The sequence below is a fragment of the Celeribacter ethanolicus genome, assembly GCF_002407265.1.
Classification (GTDB): Bacteria; Pseudomonadota; Alphaproteobacteria; order Rhodobacterales; family Rhodobacteraceae; genus Celeribacter; species Celeribacter ethanolicus.
The window spans coordinates 1,028,627-1,045,122 of sequence record NZ_CP022196.1; the positions used below are offsets into that span (position 1 = coordinate 1,028,627).

General features: G+C 64.1%; 16 protein-coding genes. 5 read left to right on the top strand and 11 right to left on the bottom strand.

Annotated elements, in window-relative coordinates; translation table 11 throughout:
• Nucleotides 1-73 precede the first annotated feature (73 nt).
• Together CEW89_RS04980 and CEW89_RS04985 are read left to right on the top strand one after the other, a co-directional pair.
• Nucleotides 74-898: a hypothetical protein gene (locus CEW89_RS04980; RefSeq protein ID WP_096805131.1), complete on the top strand. Its 825-nt coding sequence runs from the start codon at nt 74-76 to the stop codon at nt 896-898.
• Nucleotides 895-2,097 (top strand): hypothetical protein, encoded by a 1,203-nt coding sequence (locus tag CEW89_RS04985; RefSeq protein WP_096805132.1) that lies wholly within the window; start codon nt 895-897, stop codon nt 2,095-2,097. Before CEW89_RS04980 ends, CEW89_RS04985 begins: the two co-directional genes overlap by 4 nt.
• Before the next feature lie 23 nt (nt 2,098-2,120).
• Here the strand turns inward: CEW89_RS04985 and CEW89_RS04990 are convergent, their stop codons facing one another.
• On the bottom strand, nt 2,121-2,960 hold the full coding sequence (locus tag CEW89_RS04990) for a fumarylacetoacetate hydrolase family protein (RefSeq protein WP_096805133.1): 840 nt from the start codon (nt 2,958-2,960) through the stop codon (nt 2,121-2,123).
• A 159-nt stretch (nt 2,961-3,119) separates the two neighbouring features.
• Here CEW89_RS04990 and CEW89_RS04995 point away from each other — a divergent pair, with 159 nt between their 5' ends.
• The gene (locus tag CEW89_RS04995) at nt 3,120-4,325 is read left to right on the top strand and encodes an MFS transporter (RefSeq protein WP_096805134.1); all 1,206 of its coding nucleotides are present in this window, start codon (nt 3,120-3,122) and stop codon (nt 4,323-4,325) included.
• Nucleotides 4,326-4,337: 12 nt separating this feature from the next.
• Here the strand turns inward: CEW89_RS04995 and CEW89_RS05000 are convergent, their stop codons facing one another.
• The 4 genes from CEW89_RS05000 to CEW89_RS05015 form a co-directional block, all read right to left on the bottom strand.
• A complete protein-coding gene (locus CEW89_RS05000) occupies nt 4,338-4,826 on the bottom strand; it encodes an RrF2 family transcriptional regulator (RefSeq protein WP_066705086.1) in 489 nt (162 codons plus the stop codon).
• A 95-nt stretch (nt 4,827-4,921) separates the two neighbouring features.
• Entirely contained in the window at nt 4,922-5,986 is a 1,065-nt protein-coding gene (locus CEW89_RS05005; protein WP_096805135.1) for a hypothetical protein, read from the bottom strand.
• Complete coding sequence (locus CEW89_RS05010; protein ID WP_066705040.1) at nt 5,986-6,690, bottom strand: RlmE family RNA methyltransferase; 705 nt, start codon at nt 6,688-6,690, stop codon at nt 5,986-5,988. Before CEW89_RS05010 ends, CEW89_RS05005 begins: the two co-directional genes overlap by 1 nt.
• Nucleotides 6,691-6,815: 125 nt before the next feature.
• A complete protein-coding gene (locus tag CEW89_RS05015; RefSeq protein WP_096805136.1) occupies nt 6,816-7,688 on the bottom strand; it encodes an NAD(P)-dependent oxidoreductase in 873 nt (290 codons plus the stop codon).
• Between the two features lie 104 nt (nt 7,689-7,792).
• On the opposite strand from CEW89_RS05015, the gene CEW89_RS05020 reads away from it, so the two are divergent.
• Both CEW89_RS05020 and CEW89_RS05025 read left to right on the top strand, forming a co-directional pair.
• Nucleotides 7,793-10,252: a penicillin acylase family protein gene (locus CEW89_RS05020; RefSeq protein ID WP_096805137.1), complete on the top strand. Its 2,460-nt coding sequence runs from the start codon at nt 7,793-7,795 to the stop codon at nt 10,250-10,252.
• A gap of 7 nt (nt 10,253-10,259) precedes the next feature.
• Entirely contained in the window at nt 10,260-10,805 is a 546-nt protein-coding gene (locus tag CEW89_RS05025; protein WP_096805138.1) for a sugar O-acetyltransferase, read from the top strand.
• Nucleotides 10,806-10,811: 6 nt separating this feature from the next.
• On the opposite strand, the gene CEW89_RS05030 is transcribed toward CEW89_RS05025, so the two are convergent.
• The 6 genes from CEW89_RS05030 to trkA all read right to left on the bottom strand — a co-directional run bounded on the left by CEW89_RS05030 (nt 10,812) and on the right by trkA (nt 16,416).
• Nucleotides 10,812-11,255: a hypothetical protein gene (locus CEW89_RS05030; protein ID WP_096805139.1), complete on the bottom strand. Its 444-nt coding sequence runs from the start codon at nt 11,253-11,255 to the stop codon at nt 10,812-10,814.
• On the bottom strand, nt 11,256-11,663 hold the full coding sequence (locus CEW89_RS05035) for a hypothetical protein (protein ID WP_096805140.1): 408 nt from the start codon (nt 11,661-11,663) through the stop codon (nt 11,256-11,258).
• A gap of 1 nt (nt 11,664) precedes the next feature.
• Complete coding sequence (hflX, locus tag CEW89_RS05040) at nt 11,665-12,960, bottom strand: GTPase HflX (RefSeq protein WP_244906161.1); 1,296 nt, start codon at nt 12,958-12,960, stop codon at nt 11,665-11,667.
• Between the two features lie 104 nt (nt 12,961-13,064).
• A complete protein-coding gene (gene hfq, locus CEW89_RS05045) occupies nt 13,065-13,301 on the bottom strand; it encodes an RNA chaperone Hfq (RefSeq protein ID WP_066603845.1) in 237 nt (78 codons plus the stop codon).
• Nucleotides 13,302-13,487: 186 nt separating this feature from the next.
• Complete coding sequence (locus CEW89_RS05050; RefSeq protein ID WP_096805142.1) at nt 13,488-15,026, bottom strand: TrkH family potassium uptake protein; 1,539 nt, start codon at nt 15,024-15,026, stop codon at nt 13,488-13,490.
• Between the two features lie 13 nt (nt 15,027-15,039).
• Nucleotides 15,040-16,416, bottom strand: a complete 1,377-nt coding sequence (trkA, locus tag CEW89_RS05055; protein ID WP_096805143.1) for a Trk system potassium transporter TrkA — start codon at nt 16,414-16,416, stop codon at nt 15,040-15,042.
• Nucleotides 16,417-16,496: the final 80 nt, after the last annotated feature.

Below are 16,496 nucleotides of genomic sequence, written 5' to 3' on the forward strand. Positions count from 1 at the left end.
CTTTCACAAAGCACCTTGCGCCACGAGACAGGTCTTGGTTTAGAAATATCAGGATATTTTACGGGAGCCCGCCTTGCCACTCATCAGCCTGTCCCATCTGGGGCAAGATTTGCAAAAGAAATACGTTCTGAGCTGTCTCGCCGAAATCTGGCAGGAGATGGGCCTGACCGTGCGTGTCGGCCCAGGCTTTGCGGAAGACGCTGATCTCTGCATCCTGCATCACGACGTCACCCGCCTGTCGCCGGAGCGCGTGCCACAGGCGCCAGAAGGGGTGCGGGTGCTCAACGGCGCGGTGCGCGACATTTCCAAGCGCCGCTATTCCTCGCTCCGGCTGGAGCCGGGCGCGGATTGGGACGGGCAGGTCATCGTCAAATCGAACCTCAACCATTTCGGCGGCCCCGAGCAACGCAACCTGCCGCGGCTGACGCGACTGCGGCTCAAGGCGCAAAGCCGCCTCGCCCGGTTGAACTGGGACCTCGCCCGCAGCCTGCCGAAGAAGACATATCCCGTGCTCGACCGTCTCGACAAGGTGCCCGGCTGGGTCTGGGAGCGCGACGATCTTCTGGTCGAGCGCTTCATGCCGGAGCGTGAAGGCGATCATTATTGCCTGCGTGGCTGGCTGTTCTTCGGCTCCGCCAGCTACGGCTACAAGCTGGTGGCGACCGATCCTCTGGTGAAGGTGCGCACCATGGTGCGCTATGAATATCTCGACGAAGTGCCACCGGAGCTGCAACGTCACCGCGAGGAGATGGGCTTCGACTTCGGCAAGTTCGATTATGTCATGCATGACGGGCGCGCGATCCTGCTGGACGCCAACAAGACACCGAGTTTCGCGGGCGACCGCCGCTCCGAACGCGTCCTGCGGCTGGCCCGCGCCGTCGAGGAGTTCCTGCCATGACAGCCGCGCTCCCTGCCCTGCCCCCGCTCACGCTCAGCGGACAAGAGGCTGTGCTCTGCCCCGCGCATGCCGCCTATATGGCCCGCACCGATCTCGAACAGACCCGAATGCTGGGCTATACGCCGGTCAATCTCGATGCGGTGACGACGCTCCTGCTCGGCCTGCTGGGCACGCGGGCGACCGTGCGCCACATCAGCGGCACCACGGATGAAATTCTGGACTGTCTCACCGAGGCGGGCCTGTCGATCACCGAGGAGATGCATCGCTACGAAACCCGGGCGGAGGCCGAAGCCCACGCCGAACGGCTGGTCGCCGAGGGCCGGGCGCTGTTCTGGCCCTACCCGCTGCGTGCCGGACGGTTTGCCGATGCGGCGCATCTGGTGCCGCCCGCGCTCTGGGCCCGTCTCAACAGCAAGACCGCCCTGCCCGATCTCGTGCCGCCCGAGGCGCTTGCGTCACGGCAAACCTACCCGACCGCAGCGCTGCCCGGGGAGATCGCCCTGCCCGTCTATCTCAAGGCTGGCGGAGAAGAGGCCACCGGCTGGGGTTATGCGGTGCGTCCTTGCGACACCGCCGGGCAACTGGACGAGGCGCGCGCCGCCTTCCTCGCTCAGGGCATCGAGACCGTGATCGTCGAGGACGCCATGACCGTGCGCCACTGCTGGTGTGTCAATCTCGCGGTCACCCCGGAGACCGTGCAACTGCTCGGCGCCGCCGAACAGACATTCTCCGCCCCCGCGCGGCAACTGGGCAGCGTGATCGACCCGGACACGCCCTATCCCGAGGCGGGTCATGCGCTTGCTTTGAGTGTCGCCGACGCGGCCCGCAGGCAGGGCTTTCTCGGAGTCTGCGGCCTGGACATCGGCCAGACCGACGACGGGCAGCTGATCGTCTTCGACCCGAATTTCCGCTTCAACTCCTCCACCCCGCAAATCCTGCTGCACCGCGCGGCGGCGATGCGCAGCGGGCTGCCGGTCAGCCTGTCCTTTTCCGGCACGACGCGCCGCGCAATGCCCGACCTGATCACACGCATCAGGGGGCCCATCGCGGACGGATGGTTCGTGCCGACGCGGCTGCTCGACGGCACACTCCTGCCCGCCGCCGACGGGATGAGCCTGTGCACCGGGTTCGTGCTGGCCGAAACGCGCGCGGCGGCAGAGGACCGCAGCCGCACGCTTCAGGCTCTGATCGAGGTCTGAGAACGCCTATCGGGTTCGGTCGATCACGCGTCCGCCACACAAAGCTGTCGCTGCTCGCCGAGCCCCTCGATGCCGAGCGTCACCACGTCTCCGTCCCGCAGAAACCGTTGCGGGGCCATCCCCATGCCGACGCCCGCGGGCGTACCGGTGGAAATGATGTCGCCCGGCTGTAGCGTGAAGAACTGCGACAGGTAGGAAATCAGCGCCGCCGGTTTGAAGACCATCGTCGCGGTCGTCCCCTCCTGCATGAGTTCGCCATTGACCTCCAGCCACATGTCGAGCGCGTCCGCGTCCGCGATCTCGTCCGGCGTCACGAGCCACGGCCCCACCGGTCCGAAATTGTCCGAGGATTTGCCCTTGGACCATTGCCCCGCGCGTTCAAGCTGATAGCTGCGCTCGGACACGTCGTTGATCAGGCAATAGCCCGCCAGATGATCGAGCGCATCCTCCTCCGAGACATATTTCGCGGGCTTGCCGATCACCAGGCCCAGTTCGACCTCCCAGTCGACCTTTTCCGCGCCGCGAGGTATCAGGATCGGGTCGTTCGGGCCACAGATTGCCGAGGTATATTTCGCGAAGATCACCGGCTCCTCCGGCAGCGCCATACCGCTTTCGGCAGCGTGATCGGCGTAATTGAGCCCGATGCAGATGAATTTACCGACACCGCCGACGCAGGGGCCATACCGCACCTCCTCGCTCACCACCGGCAGGGCATCGAGATCCAGCCGGGAAATTTCACCCAGCCGCGCAAGCTGCCCCCCCGCAATGTCATGCACATGATCCGACAGATCCCGCAGTCGTCCCTTGCCGTCGATCACCCCGGGTTTCTCTTCCCCCGCCTCGCCAAAACGTACCAGTTTCATAAGCCCTCTCCTTTGCTTTGCTCCTTCATGCCCCCTCCCGCCCGGCATGTTAAGCCGCAATCCTCGTCGCCCTCCGTCTTGTGATCGTTTTCCCGCTCCGCCGCTCTTGTCACCCAAGGACAAATCGCGAATGTAGAGCGCAAACAATCCGGAGCGCCCATGTCCACCGCCAGAGCCCGTCACGCCATCCTCGCCCTGTCCATCGGCACCCTGTTCTTCCTGTTCGAATTCGTCGCCCGCATCTCGCCCTCGACCGCCACCGAGGCAATCACCCGCGACCTCACCCTGTCGAGCGCCGAGCTCGGAGTGTTTTCTTCGCTGTTCTTCTGGGTTTACGCACCGATGCAGATCGTCGTCGGGCTGTTGCTCGATCGCTGGGGCGCGCGGCGTTTCGTCGTACCGGCCATCGCGTTCTGTGCCGGTGGCATCGCGCTCGTCGGCGCCGCCCCCAATGTCGAGGTCGCCGGGATCGGGCGGCTGATGACCGGGTTCGGGGCGTCTTTCGCCTTCGTCGGCGCGCTTTATGCAGTCAACCACTGGTTCGCCCCCGCCCGCTTCGCGCTCTTGTCCGGCATCGTCAATGCGGTCGGCATGATCGGCACCGCAATCGGTGTGGTCTGGCTCACCGCGCTGACCGAAACCGCAGGCTGGCGTCCGAGTTTTCTCGGCATCGGCGCGGTCGGGGGCGGGATTTTCCTGCTCGCGCTGCTGTTCTACCGCGACGCGCCCTCGGCCGGCGACACGGAAACCCACGCCACCCCTCTCGGTCCCCTGCGCCAGATCGTCAAAAGCCCACAGGTCTGGCTGATCTCCCTCGTGGGCGCGCTGATCTACATGCCGATCAACGTCTATGGCGGGCTCTGGGGCAATGAGGAGCTGACCGCCGATCACGCGCTCTCCGCCGTTTCGGCGGAAACCGCCGTGTCCATGGTGTTCTGGGGCATGGCAGCGGGATCGGTGCTCTGGGGCGCCGTGTCGGACGCCCTGGGCCATCGCAAATGGATCGTTTTCGGCGGCGCCGTGGCGGCGACACTGGCCTGGGCCGCCGTCATTTTCACCCCCATCGACAACTTCTGGCTCATCGCCACAGCGCTGTTTCTCGGGGGGCTGTTCTGCGGCGTACAGATGCTCACCTTCGCCATGGCCAAGGAAGGTCAGGACCAGAGCACGGTCGGCACAGTCACCGCTTTCGTCAACATGATCGGCATCGGTGCGGCTCTGGTGTTCCAGCCGCTGGTCGGCTGGCTTCTCGATCTCACGGGCGGCAAGCACGCGCTGGCGCTCGCCTCCGTACCGATCTGCCTTGGCCTCGCCGCGCTACTGGTGTTCACCCTGCGCGAACCCGACCAGCCGCATCTGCGCTAGAGGGCCGCCGTCTCAGTTCACCCGGCGGAGCTGCACACAGCCACCCTCCGGCATCATCATGTCCGGCTGCGGCAGGGACAAAAGCGCATCGAGACCCGCGTTGTCCGCCACCAGATCCTGCAGGGTCATCTCGTCGAGCACGCCGTAAAACGCCTCGAGCGCGGCAGTGAGCGCGACCCGCAAACGACAGACTGCCTGCAACGGACAGGTGTTGGCCCCATCCGCGAAACATTCGGCAAAAGGCACGCCCGCCTCGAAATGCCGCATCACCTCGCCCAGAGAAATCTGATCCGGCGCACGCGCCAGAACGATCCCGCCTGCCCGCCCGCGCGTGGTCTCGATGTATCCCCCGGTCGCCAGAAGATGCACCACCTGCGCCAGATGGTTTTCCGAGGCGTTCGCCGCCTTGGCAATGCCCGCCCGGCGGATCATATGACCCTCGTTCACGGCGCAGGCCATCAGCACACGCATGGCCAGATTGGTTCGGATCGTCAGACGCATCTGCGGTTTGTACTCCATCTCGAATGACACAAATTCCAACCACGTTAGAGCGCTCCGCGCCGCCCAGACGTTGATCTGTGTCAGAAAGGTATATCTCAGACTGAGAAATAAGTCCCGTCGAAAGGCACTGCAAGCGATCCTCCGCCGATGCCCTCGACCGTCAGCCGGTCCGCCCCGACACGCACCCCCGCCACGCCACGCCAGCCCTCGGGCCGGTCCAGCACCGCGATGGCATGGCGCAGGATGAGCCGCCCCTCTGGTCGCAACGAGACCGAGCTGGCCACGCCTTCGCGCGCCACCGCATTGTCCCCCAAGGCGGCGCGATGCCCCTCGGCGCCCGCCGCGCACCCGTCCTCGATGCCCAAAACCCCGTCGTGCCGCCCCTCCCAGGGCGCATAGCCCCGTCCGCCGTTGGAAACCCAAAGCATGGTGACCGGCATCACCCGGCTGTCTTTCAGCACCACGACGATGTCACCTTGCGCGGCGCGCGACACCGCGGTCCAGCCGATCCCCCCGCTGTCCGCCTCGATCAGCGTGATGAAGTCCTCGTGCCCGCTCTCACGCGGATAATGTGTCAGATCGACCGTGCAGCCTGAGACGGAGGGAAACCGTGTCACATCCTCGCTCCGCGCCCAGGGGGCCAGAACATGCGCGGGCTCCAGCGGATCATTGGTCACCGCCGCACGTTTCGGCGAATAGGCGATGTGATCCCCCGGCGACACCCGAAACATCGGATGATGTGCAAAGGTCAGTCCCCCTTCGCCGCCCGCGATCACATGGCGCTGATACAGCACTGGGTGGCCCTGACAGAACCGCAACTCCTTGGTGAGCCGCGCTCCCATCACCTCGCGTTCGAGCGCGAGTCTCATCATAGCGCAGGCCCCATCCTCCGCCCGCACCACCGGATGCCAGCGCGAATTGGCACTCCAGCCATGCGGCGGATCGCTCACCAGATCGGATGTGCCAAAGGGGGCGGCGAGAAAATCCCCCGCCAGATGCGCGTCGATCACAGACCCAGCGGCCTCTGCCGCAGGCGTGCCGACCCAATGCGCGGTATGAAAAATCTCGCGCCCGTCGACCGTGAAACGCCGGATATTGCCGACCTCCGGATCGAACGCAAGATCGAGCGGCCCCGCCCGAAGACGCAGCCAGCGCTCCATCAGCCCCGGAACCCCGTGGCGACCACGAATTTCTCGGAACTGTCGGAGCGCGAGGCCGGCGGCTTCATATTCACCACCTTCTCGAATTTCTGCTTCAACAGCTTCTGGAGATCACCCTCAGCGCCCCCCGCAAGCACTTTCGCCACAAAGGTCCCGCCCGGGGTCAGCACGTCAAACGCCAGATAGGCCGCCGCTTCGCACAGCGCGATGATCCGAAGGTGGTCGGTCTGCTTGTGGCCGGACGAGGCCGCCGCCATATCCGACATCACCACATCCGCCGGACCACCGAGCCATTCTTTCACCTGCTCGTCCGCATCATCGGACATGAAATCAAGCTGATAGGTCTGAGCCCCGGCAATCGGTTCGACCTCCTGCAAGTCGACCCCCAACACGGTGCCGATCTTCTTCCCGGACTTCTCGCCAAGCGCATTGACCCGTTTGACGGCCACCTGACACCAGCCGCCCGGCGCACAGCCGAGATCGACCACCCGCGCCCCCGGCACGAGAAAGCGGAACTTGTCGTCCAATTCGAGAATCTTGAACGCCGCGCGCCCGCGATAACCCTCGAGCTTGGCGCGCTTCACATAAGGATCGTTGAGTTGCCGCTCCAGCCAACGGGTCGACGACAGCTTGCGCCCGCGCGCAGACTTCACCTTCACCCGCAAATCACGCGCCCCACGCCCGGAAGTCTTCTTGTCGGCCATCACTCAGAGTCCTTTTGATCGAAAGGCCTTATAACAGCAACGCCGCCCCTTGGGAAAGGGCTTCCGATTTGAGTATTTTCACAGCAAAGGAAACCCGATTGCGTCTCCTTTGCGGCCGCAAATACTCACTTGAACGCTTTCAGTCGCGCCATCAGCGAGGACGTATCCCAACGCCCGCCGCCCATGGTCTGCACATCCTTGTAGAACTGATCTACAAGAGCCGTGACCGGCATCGGCGTGCCGGTTTCCTCGCCCGCCTCCAGACAGATCGCCAGATCCTTGCGCATCCAGTCAACCGCGAACCCGTGTTCGTACTCGCCCGCCAGCATGGTCTTGTGGCGGTTCACCATCTGCCACGACCCGGCCGCGCCGCCCGCGATCACCTCGACCAGCGCTTCGCCATCGAGACCGGAGTTTTCCGCCAGCAAAAGCGCTTCGGAGAGCCCCTGCACCAGCCCGGCGATACAGATCTGGTTGCACATCTTGGCGGTCTGGCCCATACCCACTTCGCCCAACCGTTTCACAGTGCGGCCATAGGCGGCCATGATCGGTTCGGCCTTGGCATAATCCTCTTCCGTCCCGCCGCACATCACCGAAAGCACACCGTTTTCCGCCCCCGCCTGACCGCCCGACACCGGCGCATCGACATAGCCGATACCGTTTTCAGCGGCCACGGCAGCCAGTTCGCGCGTCACTTTCGCCGAGACCGTGGTGTGATCGACAAACACCGAGCCGGCGCTCATACCCGCGAAAGCCCCGTCCGGGCCGAGGCACACAGACCGCAGATCGTCATCGTTGCCAACACAGGCCATCACAAAGCCTGCACCCTCTACCGCCTCGCGCGGTGTGGCGGCGAATCCGCCTTTGTGCGCCGCTGCCCAAGCTTCGGCCTTGGCCGTGGTGCGGTTGTAAACCGTCACGTCATGGCCTTTGGCTTCGAGATGGCCCGCCATCGGGGACCCCATGACTCCCAACCCCAAGAATGTGACTTTTGCCATGGCTTTTCCCTCTCCGCCGGATGTGATTTAACGGCGCAAACCGTAGCCGCTCGCGGCCCCGCGTCAACATCCATTCGCGCACATCCGATAGGTCTGCCCCGCCCATGGCCCGCACTTTCTCCATTCTGCTGAAGCTTGTCTCAGCCCTTGTCCTTCTGACCGTCCTCGGCATCTGGCTGACCTATTGGCTCGCCGCGCGCTCGCTTCCGGATTACGATGCCGATTACGAGGTGCCGGGGATTTCCGCCCCGGTCGAGATCGCCCGCGACAACGCCAACGTACCGCATATCTTTGGCACCACCGATGCGGATGTCTATTACGGGCTCGGCTTTGCCCATGCCCAGGACCGTCTGTTCCAGATGATCCTCCTGCGCCGCACAGCCCAGGGCAAACTGTCCGAGATGTTCGGCGAGCGCACATTCAAGACCGACGAGCTGATGCGGCGGCTGGGGATTTACGACGCGGCTCAGGCCTCTGCTCAGGTTCAGAGCCCCGAGGCCATGGCGGCGCTCGGGGCCTATGCCCGCGGCGTCAACGCCTGGATCGCCGAGGTCAACGAGGGCGCGCGCGGACGCGGTGCGCCGGAGTTCTTTCTCTTCCCGAGCGAGATCGCCTATTGGCAGCCCGCCGATTCCATTGCGATCCTGAAACTCGTGGCCCTCCAGCTCTCCGATCAAATCCCCAATGAGGTGCTGCGCGCCCAAGCTTCGCTTTTACTGCCGCAGGAACGTCTGCGCGACCTGATGCCCGATGCCCCCGGTACCGGCACCGCCCTTTTGCCCTCCTATGCGGCCCTGTTCCCGGAGGCCATCCCCGGCAAACAGCCGTCCGGCACGCAATATGCCATGTCGCCTTTCCCCAAACCGGGTCTTGCGGGCGCGTCCAACGTCTGGGCCGCCGCCCCCGGGCGCTCGACCTCCGGCTCGACGCTTCTCGCCAACGATCCGCATCTCGGGTTTTCCGCCCCCGGCGCGTGGTATCTGGCGCGGCTCGAACTTTCGAGCGGCGGGGTGATCGGCGCCTCCGTGCCCGGCATTCCCGCCATCGTCTCCGGGCGGCGCGAGGATTTCGGCTGGGGCATCACCGCCGCCTATCTCGACGACGCCGATCTCTATATCGAGCAACTCAACCCGGACAATACCAGCGAAGTTCTCACGCCTGACGGCTTCAAACCGATGCGCACCCGGCCCTCGATCGTTCAGATCAAGGATGCCGCGCCGCGCACCCTGACGTTGCAATGGACCGAAAACGGCCCGGTCCTGCCGGCCACCGCCTTTGACGTCGACACGATCACGCCGCCGGGCCATGTGGTCTCTGCCGCCTGGACCGCGCTGGTCTCCGACGACCGTTCCATGTCCGCCGTTGTGGCGCTCAATCACGCCCATACCCTGACCGAGGCGATGCAGGCGGCGCGCGATTTCGCCGCCCCGGCGCTCAACCTCGTTATGGCCGACCCGGACCGGGTGCAGATGAAGGTGATCGGCCGTGCGCCTCTGCGCGACGCCCGCCACCAGTCGCAGGGCCGCATCCCCTCGCCGGGCTGGATCGAGACCAACCGCTGGCAGGGCTGGCGCGATTTCGACGATCTGCCGCTGTTCACCGGCGGCGAGACCGGCATTGTCGGCAACACCAACAACAAGACCGTGGAGGCCCCCTTCCCCGAGCACCTGTCCTATCACTGGGGCGACACGCAACGCGTGCAGCGCTGGACCCGGCTGATGCAATCGCGCGAGGTCCACACCCGCGACAGTTTCATCGAAACGCAAAACGACGTCGTCTCCCCTGCCGCGCGCACGCTTTTGCCGCTTGTGGGCGCAGACCTGTGGTTCACCGGAGAGGCGGCGCCCGAAGGCACGCCAGAACGCCAGCGCCAGCATGCGCTCGAGCTTCTGGCCGAATGGAACGGTGAGATGAACGAGCACCTGCCGGAGCCGCTGATCTACTACGCCTGGATGCGCGCGCTTCAGGATCGGCTGATCCGAGACGAAATCGGGCCGCTCGCGCGTGAATTTACCCATGTCGACCCGTTGTTCATCGAACGCGTCTATCGCGACATCGACGGCGCGTCTGCGTGGTGCGACGTGATCCAGTCGGCACCTGTCGAGACCTGCACCGACATCGCACGCATGGCGCTCGACGATGCGCTGTTGTGGATCGGGGAGCATTATTCAACGAATCTTGAAAGCCTACGCTGGGGCGATGCGCATATGGCGCATCACGATCACCCTGTGCTGGGCGATGTGCCCTTCCTGAAGTGGGTGGTGAATATCCGGCAATCGACCTCGGGGGGCGACAACACGCTGATGCGCGGCGTCACCTCCGGCGATCCCGCCGATCCTTTCGCCAACGTCCATGGTGCAGCCTATCGCGGCGTCTACGATTTCGCCGATCCCGACAGTTCGGTCTTTATCACCGCCACCGGCCAGTCCGGCCATCCCTTGAGCCGTCACTATGACGATCTGGGCGAGCTGTGGCGGCGGGGCGAATATGTACCGATGAGCCTCGACCCGGAACTGGCGCGGGCGGCTGGTGTCGGCATCACCCATCTGATGCCGAGAGAATGAACCCGCAATGACCTCCGAGCTCGACAAGATGCGCGCGGGTGACTGGTATTGCTCGATGGACCCGGAGATCGACGCGATCCGTACCCGGGTCTTCGATGCAGTGCACAGGCACAACATGGCGCTGCCGTCCGAGCGCGGCAACATGCACCCGGCCCTGCGCGCGGTGATCGCCGCTGCGCCGGAAAGCGCACGGATCGAGGGTCAGTTTCACCTCCTGTATGGCGAGAACATGTTTCTCGGTGAAGAGGCGTTTCTCAACGTCGGCTGCGTCGTGCTCGACAGCGGTCGGGTGGAGATCGGCGCGCGCACGATGATCGGGCCAAAGGCGCAGATCTACTGCGCCGATCACCACCGCGATCCGGTGCTGCGCGGCCAGTTGATCGAACGCGCCCTGCCCGTCACCATCGGCCAGGACGTCTGGATCGGCGGCTGCGCGATTGTCCTTCCGGGGGTCACCATCGGCGACGGCGCGATTGTCGGCGCGGGGGCTGTCGTGACGAAAAACGTCTCACCGGGTGCACGGGTTATCGGCAATCCGGCGCGGGAGATTTAAAGCCTTTTAACGCGCAGAAAAGACCCGCTCGAACTTTGGGTCACGTGCAAATTCTCTTTGTGCGGCCCATGCCTCGAACCCGACCTCTGGGCCAAGTCGGCCATGGATTTGCGGCTTGAACCAATATTCCAGAACCTGCACCGAAATGGAATTCATCGTCGGCCCCGTAGAACAACATCGAACATTTGGCGGATCGCCGAAGCGCAATGTCCGAGCTTCAATCTTCGGTGCCAAAACCGGTTTCGCTTCCGACGAAGACAGGGCGACTCGGAAGTCCCGGCGACAGGCCTGGCACCGGATCAAAAGCAGCACTACTTCCTGCGCGGAAATCTTGGCCGCCTGTTCCGGTGAAAAATCCGCATAACGCGGCACGGCATGCTCATCGAACCAAAGCGGGGGTTCGGCAATACGGCTCAGAATGTCATCGTAAAAGACATGCACGGACAGCACTCACGCCTGCGCCTTCAACTCTTTCTTGTAGACGAGGAAAGACGCGCCCTTCTGCGCCGCGGTCTGGGCCGCACGATCGAGGGCCTTGTCGGTGAACCGCTGTTTCTGACCGGTGATGTCCCCGGCCTTTTTCAGCGTGATCCCGGACCATCCCGTCACCTGAAGCCCCTTGGCCGCCTTCCCCGTGGCATGTTTCACCTCAGAGGCCACCATAAACACCATGATTGCGTGGCGCGCGCCCATGCGCAGGCCGGTTTTCGCCCCCGCCGTGGCCTCGAACAGCATCATGAACAGATGCGGCTTCGACGCGGCATCCGCCTTTTGTGCGCCCGTCTTCGGTGCCGCCTGTTTCGCCGTGGCCTTTTTCGGCGCGGCCTTCCTGGTCGTCTTGCTCTCTTGCGCGCTCATCTCACATCTCCCGGAATTGCTTTTCCTGCCGCGGCGTCCACAGCACCTTGAGCTGATACCCCTCTTCGGTCATCTCTTCGGAAAGAACAACCCCCTCCTCGAACAACCACGCGCGCTTGCGCCCGTCTGCATAGGGCAGGATCATGTCGCGCTCGATCTTGTCTTCCTCAAAGAACGCCGACACGGCGGCCAGAAGTTCCGGAACGCCCTCGCCGGTCACCGCCGAGATCGCGAAGATGTTCTCCTCATGCGCCGCACGCTCCATGCGCGCCGCACGCGCCTCGTCGTCCAGCAGGTCGATCTTGTTCCAGACCTCGAACATCGGCGCGTCGTCCTTGATCCCGAGATCGCGCAGGATTTTCAGAACGTCGTCGCGCTGATGATCGGTTTCCTCCGACGCAATATCGCGCACATGCAGGATCAGATCGGCGTCAAGCACCTCTTCGAGCGTCGCGCGGAAGGCGGCCACAAGCTGCGTCGGCAGGTTGGAGATGAACCCCACCGTGTCGGACAGGATAATCTCGCGATCACCGCCATGGGCGTTCTCGATCACAAGCTGGCGCATGGTCGGGTCGAGCGTCGCAAACAGCATGTCTTTGGCGAACACATCCGCGCCGGTCACCGTGTTGAAAAACGTCGACTTGCCAGCGTTGGTGTAGCCCACCAGTGCCACGATCGGAAACGGCACCTTGGCGCGGGACGCGCGGTGCAGCTCACGGGTTTTCACGACTTTCTCCAACTGACGCCGGAGCCGGGTCAGTTGTTCGTCGATGGCACGGCGGTCGGCCTCGATCTGGGTCTCGCCGGGACCGCCGACAAAGCCCAAACCGCCGCGTTGCCGCTCAAGGTGGGTCCAGGCGCGCACCAGCCGCGTGCGCTGATAGGTGAGTGCGGCCATTTCGACCTGCAACACGCCTTCGCGGGTCCGCGCACGGTCAGAGAAAATCTCCAAAATCAACCCGGTGCGGTCCAGAAGCTTGACCTTCCATTCCTTCTCCAGGTTGCGCTGCTGCACCGGCGTCACCGGCCCGTCGACCAGCACCAACTCCACCTCAGCGAGCTTCATCCGCTGCTTCAGCTCCTCAATCTTGCCGGTGCCAAAGAGATGGCCGGGCTGGATCTTGGGCAGGCGCACGATTTCGGAGCCGACCACCTCCAATTCGGGCAAGGCATCGGCCAGGGCCACGGCCTCTTCGAGTCCCGCGACGGGATCGCGGCGGGTGCGGTCGGAAGTAATGTCGGGATGAAGCACCCAGGCGCGGGTCTTCTTCACCTCATGGTCATGCAGTTCGGCCAAATGCCGCTCCTTCAAACGTGAGAAAGCACCTGTCGCAATGCGACAAGTGCCCGGTTCCATACCGTCACTTATACCTTAACGAACGGAATACAAGAGGCCTGAAATCAGGCCTCTTCGCCGTCGTAGAGATTGATCGGCTGGGCCGGCATGATCGTCGAAATCGCGTGTTTGTAGACGAGCTGCGACTGGCCGTCGCGGCGCAGCAGGACGCAGAAGTTGTCAAACCATGTGATCACCCCCTGAAGTTTCACACCGTTGATCAGAAAGATCGTCACGGGAACTTTGGTCTTGCGAACATGGTTGAGGAAGGCGTCCTGAAGGTTCTGTTTGTCGGCGGCCATGATCTTTGCCTTTTTCTTGCGCTTTTGATGCGAACTGTCCCTCGGGCGACAGCACTTGAGGTGAGTTCGCCGGAGATTCCGGGGAATGTCAAGATAAGGCGCTGATTTTCGGAAGCTTGTTTTCGCCGCGACGCAAATTTGTGTCACATCCGCAGGATGGTGGCGCTAACGCCTCACACCAAAACCTCAGCGCCGCCAGAACTCCGGGTTCAGAAGCGCGATGATCGCCAGCATCTCCAGCCGCCCGAGCACCATGGTCGCCGCCAGAATGAGCTTTTCCGGACTGCCGAGCGCGGCATAGCTCAGCGGCACATCGCCCGCCACCTGCACCAGCGGTCCGGTGGTGGTCAGCGCCGAGATGGTAAAAATCGTCGCCGCTTCGAAATTCTGCCCGTAGAGCGACAAAAGCATCATCACGGCAGCGATGGTAAAGGCGAAGACCATGAAATAGACCCAGGCGACATAGGCGCCCTCGCGCCGGATGCGCCGGGCATTGGCACCCGCGCCGCCGACCGAGTTCGGCGAAATCAGTTTCTCGATCTCGCGTTCTCCATGGCGCACCAGCGCATAGAGCCGGATGAGTTTCACCCCCCCGGCCGTGGTCGCCACACCGCCGCCGAAAATCGCCAGCCCCATCAGCAGCACGCCCGGCGCCTGAAGCCCGGACCAAAGCCGCGCTTCTTCCCAGCCCCGGGATTCGAACCCCGAGGTCGAGAGAAAGGAGAGCACCATGAAGGTGCCGCCCCAGAGCGAGGACAGCGCCCGTCCGACGGTCCAGTCGCCGGAGACCTCAAGCACCGCAACCCAATGGCGCAGAAACAGGAGCAAGGGCACGGTTACGATAAGCGCCAGCGCGATCTTCATCTCCGGATCGCGCCACAGCGGCGGCGCATCGAGCCGCGGCTGATCTGCGGTGAAGGTCTTGCGCGACAGCGCCAGGAACAGGAAGGCGAAGACCAGCAGCTCGCCCATGAACCCGCCTCCGGCCTGGGTCAGCCCCCCCACAGGCGAAATGCCGGAGGTCGCCATCACCGACATCGCATGGCAGAGCGCCACATAGGGGGTGGAGCCGACCATGGAGAGCGCGAACCACAGCGCCAGCGTCAGCCCGAGGTAGATCGGAAACAGTTTCGAGGTGAATTTCGCCATCCGCTCGGGGGCGGCGGCGATGCGGGTGATCTGGCTCGCCCGCGTCTCCGCCTGCCCCGGCTGGCGCGAGGAGATGACCTCGAACCCGCCGAGGTTCAGCGGCGCCAGAACCGCCACCGCCGTGACCCAGGCGAACAGCCCGCCGAGCCAGCCGACGAGCGCCGTCCAGAGATGCACCGGCTTGGTCAGCCGCGCCGGGTCGTCAAACAGCGTCGCCCCGGTGGTGGTGAGCGCAGAGACCATCTCGAAATAGGAGTTGAAATAGGTGGTGTCCTTGGTCGCCTCGGAAAACGGCACCGCCAGGATCAGCGGCAAAAGCGTATAGGCCCCCAAAAGGGTCAAAAGCTGGTTGCGCCCCTCCCGGTCGCGCCCGGCACCCGCATCCGCCCCCTCGGGGCGATAGCGCGCGATGGCGATGAACAGCGCCAGAGAGGAAAACAATACGCTGGCGTAGACGAAGGCCCGCGCATCGTCCCATTCCCGCAGCACAAGCGCATAGATCGCCGGCACCATCATGGCGGCGCCGGAGACCAGCATGAGCTGGACGAAAAAGGGCATGCGCGAAAAGCGGTTCATCGGGCGCCGTTCATCAGAAATAGTCGATCGAGACCTGCAACAGGCGTTCGACCTCCGGCACGTCGGCCGCGAGCGAGAAGATGGTGATCACATCGCCCTCGTCGATCCGGGTCTCGCCCATCGGCTTGACGTATGTGTCGCCTTTGGTCAGCGCGCCGACAAGCACGCCTTCCGGGAAGTCGATGTCCCGGATGCGCTTGCCGGAGATCGGCGAGGTCGAGAGCACCTGCGCCTCGATCACCTCCGCCTCGCTGTCGCCCACCGAATAGACGTTGCGCACCCGGCCGTGGCGGATGTGGCGCAGGATCGAGGACACGGTCGTGGCCCGCGGGTTGATATAGGCGTCGATGTCGAGCGCATTGAGGATCGGCACCAGCGTCGGGTCGTTGACCAGCACAATGGCCATTTTGGCCCCGGCGGTCTTCGCCCGCACGGCGGCCAGCATGTTGACCTTGTCGTCATCCGTCACACAGAGCACCGCATCGGCGCGGCTCACCCCGGCTTCGGACAAAAGCTCCGGATCGAGCCCGTCGCCGTTCAGGACGATGGTGCGTTCCAGCGCGTCCGCCGCCTTCTCGGCGATCTTGCGGTCGCGCTCGATGATCTTGGCCCGCACCCGTTCGGTCCGTGCCTCCAGCGCCTGGGCCACGCCGAGACCCACGTTGCCGCCGCCCAGGATCACCACACGCTCCTGTTTCGCGTTGGTCTTGCCGAAAATCTCCAGCGTCCGGGTGATGTCGTCGGAATGCGCAAACACGTAAATCTCGTCACGGGCGAAAAGCTGGTCCTTCGGCTCCGGTGCAAACAGCCGCCCGTCACGGCGCACCCCCACCACGGTGGCGCGCAGCGTCGAGAACAGCTCGGTCAGCTCTCGCAGCGAGGTATTGAGCACCGGGCATTCCTCTTCGAGCAGGATGCCCATGAGCTGCACCCGCCCGGCCAGAAACGCCTGGGTGTCAAAAGCCGCAGGGGCCGCCAAACGCCGGAGCGCAGCCTCGGCCACCTCCTTCTCCGGCGAAATCACCACGTCGATCGGAAGGTGATCGCGGCGGTAGAGATCGGAATAGATCGCGGTCAGATAGCTCTGCGCCCGCAGCCGGGCGATCTTGCGCGGCACGTTGAACACGGAATGCGCCACCTGACAGGTAACCATGTTCACCTCATCGGAATAGGTCGCGGCAATCACCATGTCGGCGTCGCGCGCGCCCGCCTTTTCCAGCACGTCCGGGTAGGAGGCAAAGCCTTCGATCCCCTGCACGTCGAGCGTGTCGGTGGCGCGGCGCACCAGCGCGGGGTTGTTGTCCACGACCGTCACGTCGTTCTTCTCGACGGAGAGCTGCTTGGCGATCTGCCAGCCGACCTGCCCCGCGCCGCAAATGATGACCTTCATCGCATCATCCCTGTTTCAGGGCCGTCCGTGAAACTCACGTCGCGCCCTTGCCATATCACGCCCTGCGCCGGAACCGGTCC

Excerpts from the sequence above, each read along its gene's own strand:
- CEW89_RS04985 (WP_096805132.1), top strand. The coding sequence starts at position 895 with ATGACAGCCGCGCTCCCTGCCCTGCCCCCGCTCACGCTCAGCGGACAA.
- CEW89_RS04990 (WP_096805133.1), bottom strand. The coding sequence starts at position 2,960 with ATGAAACTGGTACGTTTTGGCGAGGCGGGGGAAGAGAAACCCGGGGTG.
- CEW89_RS04995 (WP_096805134.1), top strand. The coding sequence starts at position 3,120 with ATGTCCACCGCCAGAGCCCGTCACGCCATCCTCGCCCTGTCCATCGGC.
- CEW89_RS05000 (WP_066705086.1), bottom strand. The coding sequence starts at position 4,826 with ATGCGTCTGACGATCCGAACCAATCTGGCCATGCGTGTGCTGATGGCC.
- CEW89_RS05005 (WP_096805135.1), bottom strand. The coding sequence starts at position 5,986 with ATGGAGCGCTGGCTGCGTCTTCGGGCGGGGCCGCTCGATCTTGCGTTC.
- CEW89_RS05010 (WP_066705040.1), bottom strand. The coding sequence starts at position 6,690 with ATGGCCGACAAGAAGACTTCCGGGCGTGGGGCGCGTGATTTGCGGGTG.
- CEW89_RS05015 (WP_096805136.1), bottom strand. The coding sequence starts at position 7,688 with ATGGCAAAAGTCACATTCTTGGGGTTGGGAGTCATGGGGTCCCCGATG.
- CEW89_RS05020 (WP_096805137.1), top strand. The coding sequence starts at position 7,793 with ATGGCCCGCACTTTCTCCATTCTGCTGAAGCTTGTCTCAGCCCTTGTC.
- CEW89_RS05025 (WP_096805138.1), top strand. The coding sequence starts at position 10,260 with ATGACCTCCGAGCTCGACAAGATGCGCGCGGGTGACTGGTATTGCTCG.
- CEW89_RS05035 (WP_096805140.1), bottom strand. The coding sequence starts at position 11,663 with ATGAGCGCGCAAGAGAGCAAGACGACCAGGAAGGCCGCGCCGAAAAAG.
- hfq (WP_066603845.1), bottom strand. The coding sequence starts at position 13,301 with ATGGCCGCCGACAAACAGAACCTTCAGGACGCCTTCCTCAACCATGTT.
- CEW89_RS05050 (WP_096805142.1), bottom strand. The coding sequence starts at position 15,026 with ATGAACCGCTTTTCGCGCATGCCCTTTTTCGTCCAGCTCATGCTGGTC.
- trkA (WP_096805143.1), bottom strand. The coding sequence starts at position 16,416 with ATGAAGGTCATCATTTGCGGCGCGGGGCAGGTCGGCTGGCAGATCGCC.